The sequence below is a fragment of the Pedobacter gandavensis genome (genome assembly GCF_032677645.1).
Taxonomy (GTDB): domain Bacteria; phylum Bacteroidota; class Bacteroidia; order Sphingobacteriales; family Sphingobacteriaceae; genus Pedobacter; species Pedobacter gandavensis_A.
The window spans coordinates 405,559-427,766 of sequence record NZ_JAVTSB010000001.1 but is presented as its reverse complement, the minus strand read 5'-3'; the positions used below and the strand labels follow the sequence as shown (position 1 = coordinate 427,766).

Here is a 22,208-nt window from a genome sequence, read left to right as displayed (position 1 = left end):
TATGAGCAAAAATACCGTTGACCTGGGCGAGCAAAAGGATGTAGAAGTATATGGTGCCAGGGTACATAACCTTAAAAATATAGACATCTCCTTTCCCCGCAACCAGCTGGTAGTAATTACCGGATTGAGTGGAAGTGGAAAGTCTTCTTTGGCATTTGACACCATTTATGCGGAGGGACAGCGTAGGTATATGGAGACTTTCAGTGCTTATTCCCGCCAGTTTATGGGTGGAATGGAGCGTCCTGATGTGGATAAAATCTCAGGATTAAGTCCGGTGATTGCCATTGAACAAAAAACAACCAGCAAAAACCCAAGATCTACCGTAGGTACCATTACTGAAATCTACGATTTCATGCGATTACTCTATGCGCGTACTGCCGAAGCCTTCTCTTACAATACCGGAGAGAAAATGGAACGCATGAGCGAAGATCAGATTCTTGGAAATATCTATAAGAAATTTGAAGGAATGCCTGTCAATATCCTTGCGCCTGTAGTGAAAGGCCGTAAAGGACATTACCGGGAATTATTTGAACAGATCCGCAAACAAGGCTATATTAAAGTGCGCATCGATGGAGAAATCCAGGACATGAGCCCTAAAATGCAGGTGGATCGTTATAAAATCCATGATATTGAAGTGGTGATCGACCGCTTGATTATCGACAGGGAAGATCAGAAACGCCTGAATGACTCCATTCAGACGGCCATGAAAATGGGTAAAGGCATCATTAAAATCAGCGATAAAGACAACAATGTATCCCATTTTAGTCGCTTCCTGATGTGCCCGACTACCGGAATCTCTTATGATGAACCACAACCGAATAGTTTCTCTTTCAATTCTCCTTACGGAGCCTGCGAAAGCTGCGACGGTCTCGGTTATATTTTCGTGATTGATAAGGAATCGGTGATGCCGAATCCTAAATTAAGTATCATGAACGGTGGTTTAGCCCCATTAGGGGAATACCGCGACATCTGGGTATTCCAGGTGCTGAAAGCCCTTGCTAAAAAATATACCTTTTCTTTATCTACGCCACTGGAGAAATTAACCGAAGAACAAATCGGGATTATCCTGAACGGTTCTCCGGAATTGTTAAGTGTTGCCGTAGAATATAACAAATGGAATGTGCAGAACTACCAGATCACTTTTGATGGCATCATCAAATTGCTGGAAGAGCAGCAGGAGAAAAAAGGAGAAGGCGCAATCGAGGATATGGAAACTTTCCGCAAACTGAAAACCTGCCCAACCTGTAATGGCGCAAGGTTAAAGAAGGAAAGTCTGCATTTCAAAATCGACGGCAAAAATATCTTTGAGCTGGCCGAAATGGACATCAACAGCTTAAAAAACTGGTATGTGGGCATCGAAGACCGCTTATCAGAACGTCAGAATACCATTGCCAAAGAAATTCTTAAAGAAATCAGAACCAGATTGGGCTTCCTGACGGACGTAGGATTGAACTATCTTTCTCTGGACCGTACCGCAAGGACCTTATCCGGTGGAGAAGCGCAAAGAATCCGTCTGGCCACACAAATCGGCTCGCAGCTGATGAATGTGATGTACATTCTGGATGAGCCGAGTATCGGCTTGCACCAGCGCGACAATGAGCGCTTAATCGGGGCTTTAAAAAACCTACGCGATCTGGGCAATACCGTATTGGTGGTAGAACACGATAAAGACATGATTCTGGAAGCAGATCACGTGATTGATGTGGGCCCTGCGGCAGGTGTTCGTGGCGGACAAATCGTTGCCCAGGGAACACCGGCAGAGATTCTAAAATCAGATACCCTGACTGCCGCTTACCTGAACGGTAAAAAAGGAATTGAAGTTCCTAAGAAACGTAGAAAAGGAACCGGACATAAATTGTCTATCGTTAAGGCGAGTGGACACAATTTAAAAGACGTTTCGGTAGAATTCCCATTGGGTAAATTTATCGCGGTAACCGGTGTATCCGGAAGTGGTAAATCCAGTCTGATCACCGAAACCTTATATCCGATACTAAATCACCACTTTTTCAGAGCAAAAAAACATCCTTTGCCTTATGAAAAGATCAATGGGATTAAAGAAATTGATAAAGTAATTGAAATCGATCAGGCACCTATCGGGCGTACGCCAAGATCTAACCCTTCCACCTATACCGGCGTGTTTTCTGACATCAGGAACCTGTTTGTCCAATTGCCGGAAGCAAAGATCAGAGGTTACAAACCAGGTCGTTTCTCTTTCAATGTAAAAGGAGGACGCTGCGAAACCTGTCAGGGGGGGGGAATGAAAGTCATCGAAATGAATTTCCTGCCGGATGTATCGGTGCCTTGTGAGGAATGTGGTGGAAAAAGATACAACAGGGAAACCCTGGAAGTGCGCTACCGCAGTAAATCCATCAGCGATGTACTCGACATGAGTATCGAAGAAGCTTGTGATTTCTTTGAAAATATGCCGGTCATCTACCGTAAAATCAAAACCCTTAAAGATGTAGGTTTAGGCTATATTACTTTGGGTCAGTCTTCTACCACGCTTTCCGGTGGAGAAGCGCAAAGGGTAAAACTGGCGACCGAACTTTCTAAGAAAGATACCGGAAAAACATTTTATATCCTGGATGAGCCTACAACTGGCTTACATTTTGAGGATATCAATGTGCTTCTTGGTGTGTTAAATGAACTGGTCGAAAAAGGGAATACCGTATTGGTGATTGAGCACAACCTGGATGTGGTAAAAGTAGCGGATTGGGTAATCGATTTAGGAGAAGAAGGTGGTGCCGGCGGTGGCAGGATCATCTTTGAAGGAACTCCTGAAGGATTGATACAGAACCCGATTAGTTTAACCGGTAAATTTTTGAAGAAAGAAATGGGTTTATAATAGCTAAATTATGTCAGTTTTCCTGAACGCCTATTTACCCGATACAGATCCATCGAGTAAAAAACAGGTCGTAGATCGTGGATTAACGAAACAAAGTACAGAGGCAAAAGCTTCTCCTTATAAATTAATAGAACTGTCGGACATACGCGGCATGGTCAAAACGAGAATGCCCTTTTCTCATAAAGGAACTTATGGCCATGCCTTGCTCATTGCCGGCGCAGAGAACACCATGGGCGCAGCTTTACTCTGCGCTAAAGGTTGTTTGTATGCCGGAGCAGGTTTGGTAACCAGCTCCATTCCTTCACCTGGATTAACGGCATTAAATATCGCCTTGCCAGAGGCGATGTACCTGGAACGAGCCCAGCTAATCAGTTCCAGAACCTTAAATAAATACGATACGATAGCCATTGGGCCGGGGATTGGCCGCATGGCGGATGGTCATACGATTATGGGGGAGATTTTTGCCCTTAAAAAACCGGTGGTGATTGATGCAGATGCTTTAGCGATCTTAAAAACACATCCGGAGCTGTTCCTGCACTTGCCAAAAGATTCCATCCTGACGCCACATGTCAAAGAATTTGACGGACTTTTTGGCCCGCATGAAAACTGGTGGTCGCGTTTACAAACTGCCAGAACCGAAGCTAAAAAGCGCGGTATTCTTATTCTGCTAAAAAATCAATATACTTTCATTATCGATCATGAAGGCGATGTATCCATCAATCAAACGGGAAATCCGGCAATGTCGCAAGGCGGAATGGGGGATGTGCTTACCGGCATGTTAGCGGCTTATCTGGCACAAGGGTATAGTGCTAAAGCAGCGGCCGTACTGGCTTGTTATTTCCATGGCAAGGCAGGTGATGAATTGAGCATGACGCATTTCAACGTCAGCGCTTCACAAGTCGCCCTACAAATTCCGGTAAGTGTAAAAAGTTTATTGAATAAGGAAGACTAAACGCCACCCATGGCAATCATTTGATCCATTGTCGGGCCAGCTGCACCACCTCTTTTTTCTAAAGTTACGGCAAAGGCATCAGCACCTGCAATTTCTTTCATTTTTAAGAGGATATGACTACTATCCGGTTTCACATCAAATACACCAAGGTCTACAGGTTTTCCTTTAACGAGGGCCCAAAGTTGATATTGGTGTGCCTCATCATTTTTAGGAAGTGCCATTTTGGAATTGTCCAGCATGACATGGCGACCCGAAGTGTGCCAATAAACGGTCATTTTAGCTTCAGGATCCATTTTTGTTCCTGCCAGACGTACTGTTTTCCAATCCGGATCGGCAGGCATATCAGCAATGGTTTGCAGTTCTTTATTGGTTTCCGTCATGTAATTCACCGTAGCGGCAAATCGTTGTTTATCCTGATTTAAAGCGATGATCTGGTTTTTCGCGACGTCTAATTCTGTATGTGCAGAATAAAGTGCAACGCCGGTTACCAGCAGCAAGGCGGCACAGGCGGCCAATGCAAACTTTAAGGTTCTTATTTTTGATTCATATCCTGCCGTATGTAAAGGCACAATGCCAGCTTCAGGAGCAGCGGTTACAGGTGCAACAACAGTCTCTTTTACTTTTGGTGTGATTTTACTCAGTATGATACTTTCCAGCTCTGCAGATGGTGTAATTGCGTTTTCCATCGCATATTTTTCCATAGCAAGCTCAATCGCAGTAATTTCCGTCTTTATTTCCGGATATTTTGCTGCCATTGACTTTACTTCACGTTGTTCTTCTGCGTTAAGTTCGCCGAGAACGTAAAGTTCAAGTATGCCTGATTCGATATATGCTTTTCCCTCTTCCACCTTAATTAAAATGCTTTCTTAATTCCATAATAGCCATCCGGATTCGGGTTTTAACCGTACCTAATGGCAAATCTAATTCTTCTGCTGCTTCGACGTGTGTATAGCCTTTAAAGTAAACCATGTCTAAAACATTCGTAAACTCCGGTTTAAGGGCGGTTACCATGTCTTTTAAACCAATCACATCGGCATTGAAAGTTGTTTCTTTCTGTGCGTCAATGAAATCTACGTTATTTTCCAGGTTATGGTTTTTACCGGCGTTCTTAAAATCTTTGGAACGGAGTTTATCGATCGCTAAATTCCGGGCAATATTCATCATCCAGGTAAATAGACGGCCTTTTGACGCGTCATAATTATCTGAAGAATTCCATATTTTCAAGAAGGTTTCTTGTAAAATGTCTTCGGCAACTTCAGTATGAACAACAATCCGGGAGATTACACCGAATAAAGAACCTGAATACATATCATACAATGCTTTCATAGCATTGGTGTCCTGAGCTTTTAAAGCCAGAATGAGCTGTTCTTCAGTTAGGGAGATTTTCTTTGTCGTTGTCAAGGTCTACTAATATACATATATACCGTAAACCTTGACAAGAAAAAAGTTAAATTTTATGTTTTTATAGCAATTTTAAATCAAATAGGTGTTTTTCAGCATGATATGAAGAACGAACCAGTGGTCCACTTTCTACATATTTGAATCCTTTAGCCATACCAACCTCTTTATATTTAGCAAACTGATCCGGATGAATCCAGTCCAGCACCGGGTGGTGATTACGTGTAGGTTGTAAATACTGACCTAAAGTCAGGATGTGTACCCCATTGGCTACTAAATCATCCATAGCTTCATAAACATCTTCTTCGGTTTCGCCTAAACCCAGCATAATACCGGTTTTAGTTCTCAATCCGAAATCAGAAATGCGTTTCAGACATTCTAAACTTCTGTCGTATTTGGCCTGGATGCGCACTTGTTTGGTTAAACGTCTTACCGTTTCAATATTATGAGACATCACCTCTGGTCTTTCCTCCAGTACGCGGTATAAATTGTCCCAGATTCCTCTGAAATCAGGGATTAAAGTTTCTAATGTAGTCTCCGGACTTTCTCTCCTGATCGCCTGTAAAGTCTCTGCCCAGATGATAGAACCACCATCTTTCAGGTCATCTCTATCTACGGAAGTGATTACACAGTGTTTTACTTTCATCAGTTTCACAGAATTCGCCACACGATTTGGCTCATCTGTATCCACGGCTAATGGTCTGCCGGTGGCTACTGCACAGAAAGAGCAGGAACGCGTACAGATATTTCCAAGAATCATGAAGGTTGCAGTACCGGCGCCCCAGCATTCGCCCATATTCGGGCAATTGCCACTTTCGCAAATGGTATGCAGTTTATGTGTGTCTACCAGACTACGTACTTGTGCATATTCTTTACCAACTGGAAGCTTAACTCTAAGCCAATCAGGTTTACGTTGTACTGTGTTTGCGGAAACAACCGGAAGTTCGATCATTGGGCAAAGTTAAGCAATAGGTTTGAATAGTTATAAAAATGGAGGGTTTAACAACGCTAATCTGACAGTTTTAAAAAAATATGTTAATCTTGCAGTCTAAAAACTAAGCGATGGCAACTTCAAAAATAACTTATAACGGAGGTTTACGGACAACTTCTGTACACGAACGTTCGGGAAATGAAATCATAACCGATGCACCGGTAGACAATCAGGGAAAAGGGGAGGCGTTTTCGCCGACAGATTTGCTGGCTACTTCTTTAGGAAACTGTATGCTGACGATTGTGGGTATTGCTGCTGGTTCCCATGGATTCAGTATTGATGGGGCTACTTGTGAGATCACGAAGATCATGGCCGAAAATCCAAGGAGGGTTTCGGAAATTGTGGTCAATTTCCAATTCCCTGCAAATGGTTATTCTGATAAGGATAAAACGATCATTGAGCGTTCGGCACATACTTGTCCGGTGGCGATGAGTTTACACCCTGATATTAAACAAACGGTATCTTTTAATTATTAATCATTTCGGCAACCTCCTCCGCGGAGATGTCGCTATGTGACGCATCAAGAATACAATCTCCGTCTTTGATCAATAAGATCTGCGGAGATTCATGATGCACCTGGAAGGTTTCTGCGATGTTTGCAGAAATCTCTCTGAAACTCACTAAATCCAGGAAGTACAAATTGGTTGATTCCGGAATTGCTTCCCAATCCAATTCGAAGCGTCTCTTTGCCATACTACTCACTGAACAACGGGTACTGTGTTTAAAAATTAAACTGTAGCCCTCTTTATTTTTTATTTCACTGATCTGTGCCAGATCATTTATCTGTTTCCACTGCATTGAGATTCTTTTAATAGTATGTCGCCTTTATCGTCTTTGCGGATAAGAGCTGTAAGCCGGACAAAGTTTGTTGGAGCAGGACTGCAACAGCATTACCGTACAACCTACGCAAAGCAATAAAATGACTAATTTTTTCATTTTCAAGGGATTTAAAAAATTTCTTCCACTAAATTACCAATTTTAACAGGAAGAAACAAAGCTTTGTTAAGCCTTAACTGCAAGATCAGCCATTTTCAATGCGGTAATTGCCGCTTCATCGCCTTTATTACCATGTTTACCACCAGCACGATCAATCGCCTGTTGTAAATCATTGGTAGTCAGTACGCCAAAAATTACGGGCTTACTATATTTTACACTAACCTGAGTTACGCCATGCGCTACGGCATCGCAAATGAAGTCGAAATGTTTCGTGTCGCCCTGAATTACACAACCTAAGCAAATTACGGCATCCAGATCCGAATGTTTCTTTAACAGGATATCCGCAGCTGAAGTCAGCTCAAAGCTACCTGGTACTGCGATAGAAAGAATATTCTCTTCCGCAACGCCATGCTCAAGTAAGGTTTTTAAAGCGCCGTTATACAGGCTGCCTGTGATTTCTGCATTCCACTCCGCTACAGCGATTGCGATTTTAAACGCAGCTCCGTTAGGAACGGTAGTATGTGAAAAGTCAGATAGGTTTTTAAGTTGTGATGCCATAATGCAAATATAAGTAAAGGGTACAAAAAAAGGCTAGCCGTAATGGCTAACCTTTGTCATAATATTTTATTTCATCCTATTTTACCTGTACCGCAACACGAGCGATGTATTCATCGATCATAGCTGCTTCCTGGCTTTCCGGGAATTGAGTTTTGATTTTCGTGTAAGCATCTTCAGCAGATTTGAAATCTTTCTGGAACTCATAAACTAAACCTAGTTTTTTAAGGAACATCGGAGAAGTAAATTTGTTGCTTGATTTATCAGCTGCTTTCTTGTAATAAGTAGCCGCTTGTTTGAAGTCTTTCAACTCCGAGTAAGCATCACCTAATAAACCTAAAGCCAATGGATCTGCTACCGGACTTCCTGTTTCAGAATATTTACCTAAAGTTTCAGCAGCTTTTTTGTACTCACCTTTACGCAAATAGATACCACCTAAATAAAGGTTAGCAAGATTTGCAGATTTGGTATTGTCGTACTCTTCCGCAATTTTTTCTAAACCAGGGTAACCACCATCGCCATTGATTGCTTTATTGGCAAGAGAATCTACACCTAGAAACTGTTCTGCTTTATACATTTTAGCCGATGCTTCCTGTGCTCTGTCTTTTAAATATACATTTTGATACCAAAAGTAGATTCCAATTAATAGCACTACAGCGCCTGCAATGAACAAAAGGCTTTTTGAATTTTCTTCTAAAAAGGAACCCTTTCTTACCGGGTGACTCGTTTCTTTTTCTGTTGTAGACATTTTATTTAAAAAAATTAAGGATTGCAAAAATACATTTTTATGGGAAAGTATCAACCCCTTTCGACGGATTTCTTAAACTTTGTTGCCTAAATGGTTAAACCGAACTACCTGATGGTTAATAATCTAATGCATACCAGCTAAAATCCGCCTTGCTGGCGCAATATAGGGTAAAATTCAAGGGATAAAAATAAATGATCCGGCCATTTTGCGATATAACAAAAGCGAAAAGGTAACTTTGCTCCATACAACTATGTGGTTAAAAAACATTACACTCCTCAACTTTAAAAATTACGCAGACGCAAACCTTAGTTTTTCAAAAACGGTAAATGCGTTTGTAGGCAATAATGGTGCAGGAAAGACCAATTTATTAGATGCGATTCACTATTTATGCCTGTGTAAAGGGTATTTTAATCCAATCGACAGTCAGCAGATTAAAACTTCTGAAGATCTATTCCTGATCCAGGGGGATTTTGAACGCGAACAGAAGAATGAAAAAATCACCTGTGGTGTCAAGAGAAATCAAAAGAAACAATTTAAGCGTAATAAAAAGGAATATGATAAACTCGCCAATCACATTGGCTTGTTTCCGCTGGTGATGATCTCGCCTTACGATGCCACCATCATAATGGAAGGGAGTGAGGAGCGCAGGAGATTTATGGACAATGTGATTTCCCAAACGGATGCGCATTACCTGGATGAGCTGATTTTATACAATAAGCACATGTTAAACCGCAATGCGCTGTTGAAGCAGATTGCCATCACCAGAAGTTACGATCCTACCTTACTGGAGATTTACAATGAACAGCTGGAGCAATCCGGCAATAAAATCTTTGCCAAACGCGAGCAGTTTATGGCAGATTTTATTCCTTTATTTAATAAGTATTATCAGTACCTGACGGATGATCAGGAGGAGGTCAGTCTGACGTATTTAAGTCAGCTGAAAGACACACCTTTTCTGAAACTTCTGGCACAGTCTATTGAAAAAGATAAAATTCTGGAACGTACGACGACGGGGATTCATAAAGACGACCTGATCTTTACGTTAACCGGCATGCCTTTAAAGAAGTTTGGTTCTCAGGGACAGCAGAAATCTTTTTTAATTGCATTAAAGTTGGCGCAATATGCTTATCTTCAGAAGTTTAAAGGATTTAAGCCTTTGCTATTACTCGATGATATTTTTGATAAATTAGACGATAACCGGATGCACAAACTGATGGAAATGGTCTCCCATCAGGATTTCGGGCAGATTTTTATTACAGACACCGGTAAAGAACGGGTGCTGGCAGTATTCAATAAAATCGATGTGGCAGTAACGCTATTCGAAGTAAACAACGGAGCCGTAGAAAATGCGTAAACCTAATGACATCACGTTAAAAGAGGGGATTGGCAAATTGCTCAATGTCTATAAGCTGAAAGGCAAGTTCGATGAGACCACCATCATTGCACTATGGCCGGAGCTGATGGGCGTAGCGATTGGCAACCGCACGACGCAGATCTATATTTTTCAAAAGAAACTTTTTGTGCGGATAGAATCGTCGGTGATTAAGAACGAGCTGATGATGGTCAGAACCGGAATCATTGATAAATTAAATGAACGTGCCGGTTCTGAAGTAATCACAGAAATCGTATTTCTATAAGGCTTAATCTCTGCCACCAAATATCCGGCTAACCAGCCAGATGACTAAGGCAAGTACCACCACAACCGCGATAATACCAGTCCAGAGGCCGGCTTTGAAAATACCGGTGATGAGATCACAGCTCATGAGTGTGCTGGATAACAGCGCAACAAGCGCCAGTGGGAAATATCTTTTTACGTTCATAAGCTATATCTTTACAGATAGAACAAAGCTATTTCCCAATGGTTTTTGCCAGTTATTATTTACCGTTAACTTTCAATAATTCTACTTCGAAAATTAAAGTGCTGTAAGGAGGGATATCCGCTCCTGCACCACGCTCGCCATAAGCAAGGTTGTAAGGAATGAAGAATCTGAATTTTGAACCGGTAGGCATTAATTGCATACCTTCTGTCCAGCCTTGAATCACTCTGTTTAAAGGTAAAGAAAGTGGCTCATTTCTGTCGTAAGAGCTGTCAAACTGTTTTCCGGTTAACAACGTTCCTTTGTAATGTACTAAAACCGTATCCGTAGCCGTTGGCTTGATGCCGGTTCCTTCCTGTAATACCAGGTACTGTAATCCACTAGGAGTAACGTGTACGCCTGGTTGGCTTTTATTGCCTTCTAAAAATAATTTTCCTTCGTTGATCATGGGTATATATTGCTTTTTGCTCAGGCCATTAAACAGGTTACTGATTGGGGTTTTTAATTCGTCTTTATGGATTAATAATGTTTTTCCTTCCAGGGCATCTTTCATTCCTCTGATCATCAGATCGTAGTTTAAAGTGCTCAGGCCGTCTTTTTTCATGTTGGCGGCCATATTAGCGCCTAAGGCATAACTGGCAGAATCCAGGTTGTTTTTGAAAACCGGTTTAACCGGGGCTTTAGCTTGTGTTTTTGTCACCGTAGCTTTTTTAACGGTACCCGCCTTTTTTCCTGTCTGTGCCAAAGCTACTAAACTGCAACATGGAAGTAATAAGGTGATCAAAATTTTTTTCATCAATTCTATAATTTTTGTAAATGCTGCTGCATCCTCATGCAATAGCTGTTGGTTTATTTGCGGCTGAAAGGTACAAAGTATCCTTAAATTATCCACCGGTTTTTTTATCCGCTGCCAGGGCTTAAAGCGGTAAATTCAGGCCGGAATTCACAGCGGTGGTTGTGGTCGGGTTGTGGTCGGGAAGACCGGCGTATTACCATAGGGTTCCGCATAGTACTGGAATGAGTTGCTCATACTTTGGTGTAGGTTTAAGTAACTGGACCCTTTCCGAAAGATAAGGCAACCATATGGAGAAAAAGGGCTCTTCCCGACCAGTATCAAAGCAGTATCAGGCGCTGTAAAAACCGGGTACAAAAAAAATAAGCACCCTGTTGGGGGTGCTTATTTTCAAAAATCATTTTAAAGATCGCGATAAACGCAGGCCTTAAAAATGACCTTCGTGTGTTTTCCGGTTAGGGAAGACTAGAAACGTTCCGCAGCAGTAAAGAAGAAATCTCCTTCGATTTGTGCGTTTTCGTCTGAGTCAGAACCGTGAACAGCATTCGCATCAATAGATACGGCATATTTGTTACGGATAGTACCTTCAGCTGCATCAGCTGGGTTAGTAGCACCGATTAAAGTTCTGAAATCTTCAATTGCATTGTCTTTTTCTAAGATCATCGCAACGATAGGACCTGAAGACATGAAAGATACTAAATCCTTGTAGAAAGGACGTGCAGCATGAACTGCATAGAACTGACCAGCAGTTTCTTCAGTTAATTTAGTATATTTCATAGCAACGATTTTGAAACCTGCTGCAGTAATGTCATTGATGATTGCTCCGATATGTCCGTTTGCAACAGCATCAGGCTTAATCATGGTAAATGTTCTGTTTGTAGTCATCTTATTTCAATTTTTTTGCAAAATTACGTTTTATACTGTTAATATTATAGCATCAAATATAATAGGCTCCAATTAATCATTTAATCACTAGCTTTGCAGTGAAAATTATGCTATCTGTTCCTGAATTAAAATCATTGCTGGCAACGCCGCAAAAAATTGTAATCACTACCCACCATAAGCCTGATGGCGATGCGATGGGTTCATCTTTAGGCTTGTACGCTTATCTGATCCAGAAAGGACATCACGTTACCGTGATTACCCCTACGGATTATCCCTACTTTTTACACTGGCTTCCTAACAATTCTGAGGTAATTATTTACACAGAACAACAGGAGAAATCTGCGCAGTTAGTAGCGGATGCAGCCATGATCTTTTGCCTCGACTTTAACAGTCTGTCGCGGATCAATGAGCTGGGTGAGCTGGTAAGGGCTTCAAGTGCGTTAAAACTGATGATCGACCACCATTTGGATCCGGAAGATTTTGACGATTACCGCCATTGGAGTATCAATGCCTGTGCAGCAGCACAACTGGTTTATGATTTTATTGTGAATGAACTGGAAGACGGTGAATTCATGAATAAAGACATTGCGACCTGTTTATATACAGGAATCATGACGGATTCTGGTTCTTTCCGCTTTCCTTCGGCAAATGCTACGGTTTACCGTATTGCCGCAGAACTGATTGATCTGGGTGCCGAACATTGGAAAATCCACCAGTTGGTGTACGACAATGCGACGGAAAACCGCCTGCGTTTCCTTGGGCATTGCCTGAGTAATAAGCTGGAAATCCTTCCTGAATATCATACCGCAATCATTACGGTGACCAAAGAAGAGCTGAAATCTTTTAACATTCAGACCGGTGATACAGAAGGAATTGTAAACTATGCTTTGTCGGTAAACGGCATTAAATTAGCTGCATTTATTATTGAAAGAACTGATAAAGTTAAATTATCTTTGCGCTCAACCGGAGATTTCCCTGCAAATGAAATTTGCAAGAAATATTTTAACGGTGGTGGGCATAGAAATGCAGCCGGTGGCTATTCAGATGAAAATCTGGCAGATACCGTAACGACGTTTAAAGCGTTATTAGCAGACTATAAAACACAATTGATTCAGTAAAGGCTATTGCTGATCGAGGTATAAATATAATTAGAAAACAAAAACTTAATAAACCACATGAAGAAAGGTATCGTAATTCTTTTCGCAGCAACACTTGGATTAGCTGCTTGTAACCAATACAAAAAAGGTCCGGGTGGCCTGATGTACACCATCCACAAAGATGGCGGAAAAGATAAAATTAAAGAAGGTGATATTGTAAAATTGAACTTTATTCAAAAAACTGAAAAAGACTCGGTAACTACTAATACCTGGGATCTGGAAGCACCACAAGTATTCCCTGTTCAGAAAAAAGTATTTGCAGGTGATATGAACGATGTACTAACGATGTTTGGAGAAGGCGATAGTGCGACTTTCAAATTAGACTTAGATACAGTTGCTAAATATTCGGGTCAACCGAAACCAGCTGGTCAAAAAGACAAATACATGATCTTTACCATCAAAGTAGAGAAAGTATTGCAAAAAGGTAAAGATGAGGCTGACTCAACTTTCCAGAAAAAAGCAAGAGAGTTTTTTGAAAATGATTACAAAGCAAGCATCGAAAAAATGAAAAATGCTGAAGCTGGTAAAATCAAAAAATATGTTGCTGATAACAACCTTAAAACTACCACTACGGCTTCTGGATTACAATATGTAATCGTTAAACCAGGTAGCAATGAGAAACCAGTTTTAGGTGATACCATGATGGTAAACTATACTGGTAAATTAACGACTAAAAAATCTGACGGTAAAGATAATATCTTCGATACCAGTGATGCTAAAATCGCTAAAGAATCGGGTAAACACAATCCTATGGCTACTTATGGTCCACGTGCGATCACTTTAGGTAGAGCAATTCCAGGATTTGACGAAGGTTTACAATTGATCGGTAAAGGCGGAAAAATCACCATGATCATTCCTTCAGCTTTAGCTTATGGCGAAGGTGGAATGCAACAAGGCGGTATCAGCCCTTTCTCTCCATTAGTATTTGATGTAGAATTAGTAGACATTAAAAAACCTACATCGGTTCCTGCAACAGCGCTAACGCCTGCAACTCCTGCTCCGGTTAAGAAATAATTATAAAAAAGCATAAAATAGAAAACCCCGTCCGCATATAGCGGACGGGGTTTTTTTATTAACTTTGTCCATGCTTTTGACGGATACCCATACCCACCTTTATTACGAGACAGACCCAGAGAAATTAGATGTCTTGATGCAAAGATGTCTCGACAATAACGTAGAACGTTTGTTCCTGCCTAATGTTGATATTGCCTCTATTGCCAAAATCGATGCCATGGTGCAGAAATATCCTGACCATTGCTTTGCGATGGCCGGCTTGCACCCTTGCGATGTGAAAGAAGATTATGAACTGGTGCTCGACGAGATTTGCGAAAGCATCGTTGGCAGAGAAATCTATGCCATCGGCGAGATCGGTATCGACCTGCACTGGGATAAGACAACACTGGACATCCAGAAAATCGCTTTCTCCGAACAAATCAAATGGGCTAAAGACCTGAATCTTCCAATCGTGATCCATTGCAGAGAAGCTTTCGACGAGATCTTCGAAATTCTGGAAAAGGAAAGAGACGAGAAACTCAGAGGGATTTTACACTGCTTTACCGGTAATGTAGAACAGGCAAAACAAGCCATCGACCTTGGTTTTTACCTGGGTATCGGCGGTGTGGTTACCTATAAAAAAGGCGGACTGGATGAGGTGCTGAAAGAAATTCCATTGGCCAATTTGGTACTGGAAACAGATTCTCCTTACTTAGCTCCGGTTCCTTTCCGTGGTAAACCAAACGAAAGCAGTTACCTGATTCATATTGCAGAGAAATTAGCAGAAATATATGGGACCGATGTCGAAGAAATCGCTGCGGTAACCACTGCCAATTCTAAAATAATCTTCAACATCTAAGCAATGACTAAAATACTGATCATCTACACCGGTGGAACCATAGGGATGGTAAACGATCCCAAAACCGGTGTTCTCATTCCCTTTAACTTTGAGCAAATTCAGCAAAATGTTCCGGAACTGGCCAGGTTAAACTACGACCTTTCCGTGCATTCTTTTGATCCCATCATCGATTCCTCCAATATGGACCCGCTGATCTGGGAAGAATTAGCCTGCTTAATCAGGGATAAATATGAGGAGTTTGATGGTTTTGTCATTCTTCATGGTTCTGATACCATGTCTTTCACCGCTTCGGCATTGAGCTTTATGTTAGAAAATCTGTCGAAACCAGTGATCTTAACCGGATCTCAGTTGCCGATAGGGGAGATCAGGACAGATGCCAAAGAAAATCTGATCACCGCCTTAGAAATCGCTGCCACTAAAAAACAAGGGAAGGCAATGGTCCCTGAGGTCTGTGTGTATTTCGATTACCAGCTCTTTCGCGGCAACCGCTCTATAAAATACAATTCAGAAAAGTTTGAAGCCTTCCGCTCGCCAAATTATCCGATCCTGGCAGAGGCTGGCGTACACCTTTCTTTCTATAAAAATTACATAGCCAAGCAGCCTACGGAACCTTTAAAGGTACATACCAAGTTCAATTCTAACATTGGCGTATTGAAACTATACCCGGGGATTTCTCCGCAAGCCGTACATGCCATTACCAAATCGGGTGTGGATGCGATTGTACTGGAAACCTTTGGCTCCGGAAATACCAATACAGCCGAATGGTTCATTTCCAGTCTTCAGGAAGCCATCAATAGCGGCAAACTGATCATCGACATTACGCAGTGTAAAAGAGGATCTGTAGAGTTGGGGAAATATGAAACCAGTAAGAAATTGCAGCAAATGGGCGTAATCTGTGGTTATGACACCACTTTTGAAGCCACTGTCACCAAACTGATGTATCTAATGGGGCAGAATTATAGCCAGGTAGAAATCGGTGCGTTGATGGAGCAATCGCTTCGCGGGGAGCTGACTGCCTAAATTTGTTATCCTGCCAATGTAATTAAAAACCAAAATCTTGCGCCAGTCAATTATAACCTTATTTTTGCAGTTCATAGCAAATTGGAATGAAGATAGAGCAGATATATACAGGTTGTTTAGCAGAAGCAGCCTATTACATAGAAAGTAATGGTGAAGCAGCAATTATTGATCCCCTACGCGAGATAGATCCCTATCTGAAACGTGCGGAGAAAGAACATGCCACCATAAAATATATTTTTGAAACTCATTTCCATGCAGATTTTGTCTCCGGACACGTAGACCTGGCAGAAAAATCAGGCGCGGAAATCGTTTATGGCCCAACGGCACAAACGACTTTCAAATCGCTGATTGCTGAGGATGGCCAACAGTTTAAAATTGGCGCATTAACCATCACTACGCTGCATACACCGGGTCATACTCCGGAATCTACCACTTACCTGTTAACAGATGAGCAAGGAAAAGCACATTGCATCTTTTCTGGTGATACTTTGTTTATCGGAGATGTTGGTCGCCCGGACCTGGCGCAAAAAGGAGAACTGACCATGGAAGATATGGCAGCGACGCTTTATGATTCCTTACACAACAAAATCTTAACGCTTCCTGATGATATTCTGGTATATCCTGCGCATGGTGCCGGTTCTGCCTGCGGAAAGAACATGAGCAAGGAGACTTTCGATACTTTAGGGCATCAGAAAGAAGTTAACTACGCGCTTAAAGCGAAGTCAAAAGAACAATTTATCAAAGAAGTAACGGAGGGTATTTTACCGCCACCTCAATATTTTGCTAAAAATGCTGCCATGAACAAACATGGTTATGAAAGTTTTGAAGAAGTTTGTGAGAAAGGATTAATGCCTTTAACTCCGGATGAATTTGAAGCTCTGGCAAACAGTACCGGCGCGTTGATCCTGGATACCAGAGATCCTCAGGTCTTCGCTAAAGGCTTTATTCCTTCTTCGGTGAATATCGGGTTAAATGGTCAGTTTGCCCCTTGGGTAGGCGCTTTAATCACCGATCTGAAGCAACCTTTGCTATTGGTATGTGAACAGGGAAAAGAAGAAGAAGCAATTACCCGCCTTTCCAGAGTAGGTTATGATAATACCATCGGTTTCTTAATGGATGGCATCAGCCTGTGGACTGCTGCCGGAAAAGAACTGGAGACGATTACTTCCATTTCTGCTGCGGAATTTGAAACGGTATTGAATACTCAGGAAAATGTGCTTGCCCTGGATGTCAGAAAACCGGGAGAATATGAAGCTGAACACCTGGAGCAAACGTTAACACGTCCATTGGATTATATCAATGAATGGACCAATGAAATCGATCCTAAACAAACTTATTATATCCATTGTGCCGGTGGTTACCGTTCTATGGTGGCCGCGTCTATTTTGAAAGCCCGTGGGGTAGAAAATGTGATCGACATTGCCGGTGGTTACGGTGCCATCAAAAATACCGGATTAAAGCGTACTGATTTTGCCTGCCCTTCTAAAGGGATGAAAGCTTAATCATTAACCTAAAAGGAGCTCATGAACAATTACGATGTATTGATTATTGGTGCCGGCCCAATCGGGATGGCTTGTGCAATTGAAGCGAAAAAGGCCGGACTAAGCTATGTCATCGTAGAAAAGGGAGCATTGGTGAATAGCCTGTTCAATTATCCGGTGTTCATGACTTTCTTCTCCACTTCCCAGCGACTGGAAATTGGCGATGTTCCTTTTGTGAGCATCAATCCAAAGCCTAACCGCAATGAAGCGGTGGAATATTACCGGAGAGTAAAAGAGAAGTTTTCTTTAAATATCCGCCTTTTTGAAAAGGTGGAGCAGGTAGAAAAAGATGCGAATGGTATTTTTCAGGTCACTACTGCTAAGGCTAAGTATCAGGCTAAAAAAGTCATCATCGCAACCGGGTTTTATGATGTGCCGCTAATGATGAATATCCCGGGAGAATCTCTGCCTAAAGTGACCCATTACTATAAAGATCCGCATTTGTATGCTTTTCAGAATGTAGTGGTGATTGGTGCAAACAACTCGGGTATCGATGCGGCATTGGAAACTTACCGCAAGGGTGCCAATGTCACCTTAGTGATCCGCAGTGGCGAAATTGGTTCTTATGTGAAATATTGGGTACGTCCGGATATTGAAAACAGAATCAAAGAAGGATCAATTACTGCTCATTTCCATTCGGAAGTAACAGAGATCAGCGAAGGAAAAGTGAAGATAAAAACTCCGGAAGGGGAGCATACCATAGACAATGATTTTGTGATTGCCATGACCGGTTATCATCCTGATTTCAGTATGCTGAAAAACTTAGGTATTGAAATGGGAGATGGTACACAGCCATTCTATAATGAGGAAACCATGGAAAGTAATCTGCCTGGCTTATATCTGGCAGGTGTGGTTTGTGGGGGGATGGACACGCACAAATGGTATATCGAAAACAGCAGGGTGCATGCGGAGCAAATCTTTGCCCATATCGCGCTGACTGATTAAGGTTTTTAGCTGGATTAATCCCCTCTGTTGTGGTAACAGAGGGGATCAACCAAAGCTATTTTGCATTAGCCTCTGAACCTTTTTAAGGTTGTACAGCTGCTTTTTCTGCTACAGGAATCTTTAAGACGTCTTTCACAAAACTATCTACAGCCGCCAATACAGATGGAATATCCTTAGAGGTGATGTAAGAACCTAAAACATGGTCTCCACCATTAGGAATTGCCTTTTTAACCTTCATCGAAGCCGGAGTTCCCAATTCATCAAACATTTTCAATTCTGCAGATACCCTGACCGTCTGATCCTGTTCTTTTTCATTTTTATAGTAGTACAACAGCAAGGTTGGCTGCGTTACTTTCTCAAAAGTCTGCTTGTTCATCGTGGTTTCTACCAGTTCCTGTAGTTCCACCGCAGATTCCAGACGGTATTTTGTGTACCAGTATTTATCATATTTAGGATCATCACCGGAAACGACTCTTTCTTTACCACCAAAGGTTAAGCGCGCAATCTGTAAGCCCCATGGGTTGTTCAATAAGAAGGCGAATGTATCTTTGATCTGGATGTTAGGCGAGATCAGCATTAAGCTATATACGTCTTTAGGATAGGTAGCAGCCAGTTTTAGCGCTAAAGTACCACCGGTAGAAGTACCCATCAGAATCACTTTTTTACCTAGTCTTTTTCCGATTTCTAAAGCTTGTTTGGCACTTTCCCAGGCCCTGTCTGGCGTGTAATACTCCATCGCAGCAACGGTGTCTACCCCATGATCCGCTAGTCGGGCAAGGTATAAATTGGCATGAATCTCTTTCGCAAGGTGGGTATGCACCGGGTTTCCCTCTTCTTTGGAAGCAGTATAACCATGTAGATAGACCACCGAATATTCCGACTGCTGCTTTAAAGCAGAATCGGCCCATACAATTTCGGCCTCGTTACCGGGCTTAATCTTGTGTTTCGACTCGATAGATTTTACATAATTCTCTAGCTCTGGTAGTTGCGGAACAACTGGTAGCTGGGCGCTATATTGTGGCTGAGCAGGTCTGGGACCCATAAAATAGACCACAAGAGCGACTAAAATAACGGCGATAAGTACTTTGAATGTATTTTTCACTTTAAACTTTTTACTAAAAGTACGCTTTTAAAGATATTTAATTTATGTTTGCACACATATTTTTTCACCTGAATGCCGGGAATAAATCAGATAAAACTACCCATAGCCGCCGATATTGCTGCCTTTGAAGAAAAGTTCAAGGCCTCCATGCATAGTGACGCACCATTACTCGATAGAATTACCCATTATATTGTTAAAAGAAAGGGTAAACAAATCCGTCCGATGTTCGTCTTCTTTGCTGCAAAACTTTGCGGCGGAATCATTGAATCTACACATAGAGGTGCCGCTTTAGTGGAACTATTGCATACCGCAACTCTGGTGCATGATGATGTGGTAGACAATGCTTACGAACGTAGAGGTTTCTTTTCGATCAATGCTTTATGGAAAAACAAGATTGCGGTTTTAGTAGGTGATTACCTGCTGGCCAAAGGATTGTTGCTATCTGTGAATAACGGGGAATTCAAATTGTTGCAAATCGTTTCTGAAGCGGTAAAGCAAATGAGTGAAGGGGAGTTGTTGCAAATTGAAAAGGTGCGTAAGATGGATATTTCTGAAGAATTATACTTCGATGTGATCCGTCAGAAAACCGCTTCTCTAATTGCTTCCTGCTGCGCCTGCGGTGCTGCATCAGCTGGGGCTGATGAAGAAACCGTAGAGAAAATGAGGTTGTTCGGCGAAAAGGTGGGCATCGCCTTCCAGATTAAAGATGATACCTTCGACTTTGGTACAGATGACGTAGGGAAACCTTTAGGCATCGACATTAAAGAGAAGAAAGTAACCCTTCCTTTGATCTATGCCCTGAACCGTTCTGAAAAAGCAGAGAAAAAGAAAATGATCAATCTGGTGAAAAACCACCAGGATGACCCCGCTAAAATCCAGCAAATCATCGATTTTGTAAACGCCAAAGAAGGTGTTCGCTATGCGCATGAGAAAATGGTGCAGTATCAGCAGGAAGCTTTTGATATTCTCTATACTTTCGAACCTGGTGAAGCCAGAACCGGCCTGGAGCAATTGGTACGCTACACCACAGAACGTAAGAAATAATTATCACTATACTTTTGTTGCAAAATAAATTGACCCGCAGGTAGAACTGTAGGGCCAAAATCCTTATTTTCAAGAAAAATTCCCTTTTATGAAAAGCCTTTTTAGTCTATTGATTTGTGGGATCTCCATTTCGGCGGTCGCACAAAGCACTGTACAAACACAAATACAGCCTCAGAAACAGTCCCCGGTTTCAGCTAAGGACGATTTTAGCCCTGTTTTTAAGAAAATCAATGCAGAGGTGCAAGCCAATTCCAAAGCCTATGATAACCTGAAATTCGCGACCGAAAGTATCGGTCACCGCTTAACAGGTTCTGAAAATGGTGCGAAAGCAGAAGCGTATGCCTTTAAATTGCTGAAATCTTATGGGTATGAAGTCAGGTATCTTCCTTTTGAAGTGGAAAGCTGGAGCCGCCTGACTAATGAGACTAAAATCGGGGATTCGGAAGGTCAATTGAAAAAAGTAAACTCCGTTACACTGGCACATTCGCCGGTAAAAGCAAAATTAACAGGCGAGCTGGTTGATTTAGGAAATGGTTTAGAAGCAGATTATATCAGCGATGCTGGAAATGTGAAAGGAAAAATCGCCCTGGTATACCTGGGTGTCCTTCCTGGTTCTCCGGATAAAACCCCTTATTTACACCGTTCCGAAAAAGCAGCCATTGCCATTCAGCATGGTGCCAGCGGGATTATCCTCATCAATGGGGTAAAAGGCGGCGTATTGCTTACGGGAACGGCTTCGGTAACCGGAAAACTGATTAGTATTCCTGCGCTTTGCATCGGTTTAGAAGATGGCATGGCCCTGAAAGAGACCTTAAAAAGTAAAAAACAATACGCTGGTATCAATATGACCAATTTCTCGGGCCCTATTAAAGCAAGAAATGTGATCGCTACGCTAAAAGGAAGCACCCTTCCAGAAGAGAAAATTGTAGTCGGTGGCCATTTAGACAGCTGGGATCTGGCAACGGGTGCGATCGATAATGGGATCGGTTCTTTCGCCATTATTGATATGGCCCGTACTTTCAAAAAGCTAAACTTAAAAACTGCACGTACCCTGGAATTTGTCTTGTTTATGGGCGAAGAACAAGGTTTGCTAGGCTCAAAAGCTTATGTTGCTGCGGAACAAATGAGAAGTACTTTGGATAGAGTCCGCTTTATGCTGAACTACGATATGGCCAATAACCCTAAAGGTTTCTCTACCAGCAGGAAGGAAATGAAAGATTTATTTACCGCCTGGGGGAGCCAGATCAATCAGCTGGATACCGGTTTCAAAAATATATTTAGTGCCGGTGCAGGCTTGCACAGCGATCACCAGCCTTTCTTATTGGAAGGGATTCCAACAGGAGGAGGCGCAGGGGAGGAATTGCCAAATCATTCCGGTCCTTTTTACCATTCTGACGGGGATGTATTCTCTTTGGTAGATGATCAGGAATTGAGAAATACCGTGAGGTTTAGCGCCATGCTGGCCTATGCTTTAGCAAATACGCCGGTTATTCCGGTAAGTAAACAGTCGGATGAGGAATTGAAAAAGTTCCTGCAAGACCAGAATCTGGAATTACCCTTGAAGCTTGCGGGCGAATGGCGCTTGTAAACCAGGCGAATGGTATTGTTAAACCAGGCGAATCGCCCT

General features: G+C 42.0%; 23 protein-coding genes. 13 read left to right on the top strand and 10 right to left on the bottom strand.

Translation table 11 applies throughout. The features are described 5' to 3' along the window. Window position 1 precedes the first annotated feature (1 nt). Complete coding sequence (gene uvrA, locus R2Q66_RS01850; protein ID WP_316746274.1) at window positions 2–2,845, top strand: excinuclease ABC subunit UvrA; 2,844 nt, start codon at window positions 2–4, stop codon at window positions 2,843–2,845. A gap of 10 nt (window positions 2,846–2,855) precedes the next feature. Then, window positions 2,856–3,797 carry an NAD(P)H-hydrate dehydratase gene (locus R2Q66_RS01845; protein ID WP_316746273.1) on the top strand — a complete coding sequence of 314 codons (942 nt, stop codon included), beginning with the start codon at window positions 2,856–2,858 and terminating at the stop codon, window positions 3,795–3,797. Here R2Q66_RS01845 and R2Q66_RS01840 read toward each other — a convergent pair. From R2Q66_RS01840 to lipA, 3 genes are all read right to left on the bottom strand, one after another. Then, window positions 3,794–4,645, bottom strand: a complete 852-nt coding sequence (locus R2Q66_RS01840) for an anti-sigma factor (RefSeq protein WP_316746271.1) — start codon at window positions 4,643–4,645, stop codon at window positions 3,794–3,796. The genes R2Q66_RS01845 and R2Q66_RS01840 overlap by 4 nt on opposite strands. A 1-nt stretch (window position 4,646) precedes the next feature. Continuing rightward, entirely contained in the window at window positions 4,647–5,198 is a 552-nt protein-coding gene (locus R2Q66_RS01835) for an RNA polymerase sigma factor (protein ID WP_316746269.1), read from the bottom strand. A 61-nt stretch (window positions 5,199–5,259) separates the two neighbouring features. Beyond that, on the bottom strand, window positions 5,260–6,147 hold the full coding sequence (gene lipA, locus R2Q66_RS01830) for a lipoyl synthase (protein WP_316746268.1): 888 nt from the start codon (window positions 6,145–6,147) through the stop codon (window positions 5,260–5,262). A gap of 110 nt (window positions 6,148–6,257) precedes the next feature. Here lipA and R2Q66_RS01825 point away from each other — a divergent pair, with 110 nt between their 5' ends. Further along, window positions 6,258–6,662 carry an OsmC family protein gene (locus R2Q66_RS01825; protein ID WP_316746266.1) on the top strand — a complete coding sequence of 135 codons (405 nt, stop codon included), beginning with the start codon at window positions 6,258–6,260 and terminating at the stop codon, window positions 6,660–6,662. Here R2Q66_RS01825 and ytxJ read toward each other — a convergent pair. From ytxJ to R2Q66_RS01810, 3 genes are all read right to left on the bottom strand, one after another. Continuing rightward, window positions 6,652–6,984, bottom strand: coding sequence for a bacillithiol system redox-active protein YtxJ (ytxJ, locus tag R2Q66_RS01820; RefSeq protein WP_316746264.1), 333 nt, complete (start codon window positions 6,982–6,984; stop codon window positions 6,652–6,654). The two genes, R2Q66_RS01825 and ytxJ, sit on opposite strands and share 11 nt — an antisense overlap. A 204-nt stretch (window positions 6,985–7,188) precedes the next feature. Beyond that, window positions 7,189–7,680, bottom strand: coding sequence for a 6,7-dimethyl-8-ribityllumazine synthase (gene ribH, locus R2Q66_RS01815; protein WP_316746262.1), 492 nt, complete (start codon window positions 7,678–7,680; stop codon window positions 7,189–7,191). Window positions 7,681–7,756: 76 nt separating this feature from the next. Then, window positions 7,757–8,425: a tetratricopeptide repeat protein gene (locus R2Q66_RS01810; RefSeq protein WP_316746261.1), complete on the bottom strand. Its 669-nt coding sequence runs from the start codon at window positions 8,423–8,425 to the stop codon at window positions 7,757–7,759. Window positions 8,426–8,675: 250 nt separating this feature from the next. On the opposite strand from R2Q66_RS01810, the gene recF reads away from it, so the two are divergent. Further along, window positions 8,676–9,779 carry a DNA replication/repair protein RecF gene (gene recF / locus R2Q66_RS01805; RefSeq protein ID WP_316746259.1) on the top strand — a complete coding sequence of 368 codons (1,104 nt, stop codon included), beginning with the start codon at window positions 8,676–8,678 and terminating at the stop codon, window positions 9,777–9,779. Next, a complete protein-coding gene (locus tag R2Q66_RS01800; protein WP_182957453.1) occupies window positions 9,772–10,062 on the top strand; it encodes a DUF721 domain-containing protein in 291 nt (96 codons plus the stop codon). The genes recF and R2Q66_RS01800 overlap by 8 nt, the downstream gene beginning before the upstream one ends. Before the next feature lie 3 nt (window positions 10,063–10,065). On the opposite strand, the gene R2Q66_RS01795 is transcribed toward R2Q66_RS01800, so the two are convergent. The 3 genes from R2Q66_RS01795 to R2Q66_RS01785 all read right to left on the bottom strand — a co-directional run bounded on the left by R2Q66_RS01795 (window position 10,066) and on the right by R2Q66_RS01785 (window position 11,920). Next, the gene (locus R2Q66_RS01795) at window positions 10,066–10,245 is read right to left on the bottom strand and encodes a hypothetical protein (protein WP_316746257.1); all 180 of its coding nucleotides are present in this window, start codon (window positions 10,243–10,245) and stop codon (window positions 10,066–10,068) included. A gap of 55 nt (window positions 10,246–10,300) precedes the next feature. Continuing rightward, entirely contained in the window at window positions 10,301–11,038 is a 738-nt protein-coding gene (locus tag R2Q66_RS01790; protein WP_316746255.1) for an FKBP-type peptidyl-prolyl cis-trans isomerase, read from the bottom strand. A 462-nt stretch (window positions 11,039–11,500) separates the two neighbouring features. After that, window positions 11,501–11,920 carry a nucleoside-diphosphate kinase gene (locus R2Q66_RS01785; protein ID WP_316746253.1) on the bottom strand — a complete coding sequence of 140 codons (420 nt, stop codon included), beginning with the start codon at window positions 11,918–11,920 and terminating at the stop codon, window positions 11,501–11,503. A gap of 107 nt (window positions 11,921–12,027) precedes the next feature. Here R2Q66_RS01785 and R2Q66_RS01780 point away from each other — a divergent pair, with 107 nt between their 5' ends. From R2Q66_RS01780 to R2Q66_RS01755, 6 genes are all read left to right on the top strand, one after another. Next, window positions 12,028–13,038, top strand: a complete 1,011-nt coding sequence (locus R2Q66_RS01780) for a DHH family phosphoesterase (protein ID WP_316746610.1) — start codon at window positions 12,028–12,030, stop codon at window positions 13,036–13,038. A gap of 57 nt (window positions 13,039–13,095) precedes the next feature. Continuing rightward, entirely contained in the window at window positions 13,096–14,091 is a 996-nt protein-coding gene (locus R2Q66_RS01775) for an FKBP-type peptidyl-prolyl cis-trans isomerase (RefSeq protein WP_316746251.1), read from the top strand. A 70-nt stretch (window positions 14,092–14,161) separates the two neighbouring features. Further along, window positions 14,162–14,929, top strand: coding sequence for a TatD family hydrolase (locus tag R2Q66_RS01770; RefSeq protein ID WP_316746249.1), 768 nt, complete (start codon window positions 14,162–14,164; stop codon window positions 14,927–14,929). A gap of 3 nt (window positions 14,930–14,932) precedes the next feature. Next, the gene (locus tag R2Q66_RS01765) at window positions 14,933–15,949 is read left to right on the top strand and encodes a type I asparaginase (protein WP_316746247.1); all 1,017 of its coding nucleotides are present in this window, start codon (window positions 14,933–14,935) and stop codon (window positions 15,947–15,949) included. Window positions 15,950–16,035: 86 nt separating this feature from the next. Continuing rightward, a complete protein-coding gene (locus tag R2Q66_RS01760; RefSeq protein ID WP_316746245.1) occupies window positions 16,036–17,451 on the top strand; it encodes an MBL fold metallo-hydrolase in 1,416 nt (471 codons plus the stop codon). Window positions 17,452–17,472: 21 nt separating this feature from the next. After that, on the top strand, window positions 17,473–18,435 hold the full coding sequence (locus R2Q66_RS01755; RefSeq protein ID WP_316746243.1) for a YpdA family putative bacillithiol disulfide reductase: 963 nt from the start codon (window positions 17,473–17,475) through the stop codon (window positions 18,433–18,435). 82 nt (window positions 18,436–18,517) lie between these two features. On the opposite strand, the gene R2Q66_RS01750 is transcribed toward R2Q66_RS01755, so the two are convergent. Continuing rightward, the gene (locus tag R2Q66_RS01750) at window positions 18,518–19,537 is read right to left on the bottom strand and encodes an alpha/beta hydrolase (protein WP_316746241.1); all 1,020 of its coding nucleotides are present in this window, start codon (window positions 19,535–19,537) and stop codon (window positions 18,518–18,520) included. A 72-nt stretch (window positions 19,538–19,609) separates the two neighbouring features. Between R2Q66_RS01750 and R2Q66_RS01745 the strand changes: the two genes are divergently transcribed. Together R2Q66_RS01745 and R2Q66_RS01740 are read left to right on the top strand one after the other, a co-directional pair. Further along, a complete protein-coding gene (locus tag R2Q66_RS01745) occupies window positions 19,610–20,581 on the top strand; it encodes a polyprenyl synthetase family protein (protein WP_316746239.1) in 972 nt (323 codons plus the stop codon). Window positions 20,582–20,669: 88 nt separating this feature from the next. Next, the gene (locus R2Q66_RS01740; RefSeq protein WP_316746237.1) at window positions 20,670–22,169 is read left to right on the top strand and encodes a M28 family peptidase; all 1,500 of its coding nucleotides are present in this window, start codon (window positions 20,670–20,672) and stop codon (window positions 22,167–22,169) included. Window positions 22,170–22,208 lie beyond the last annotated feature (39 nt).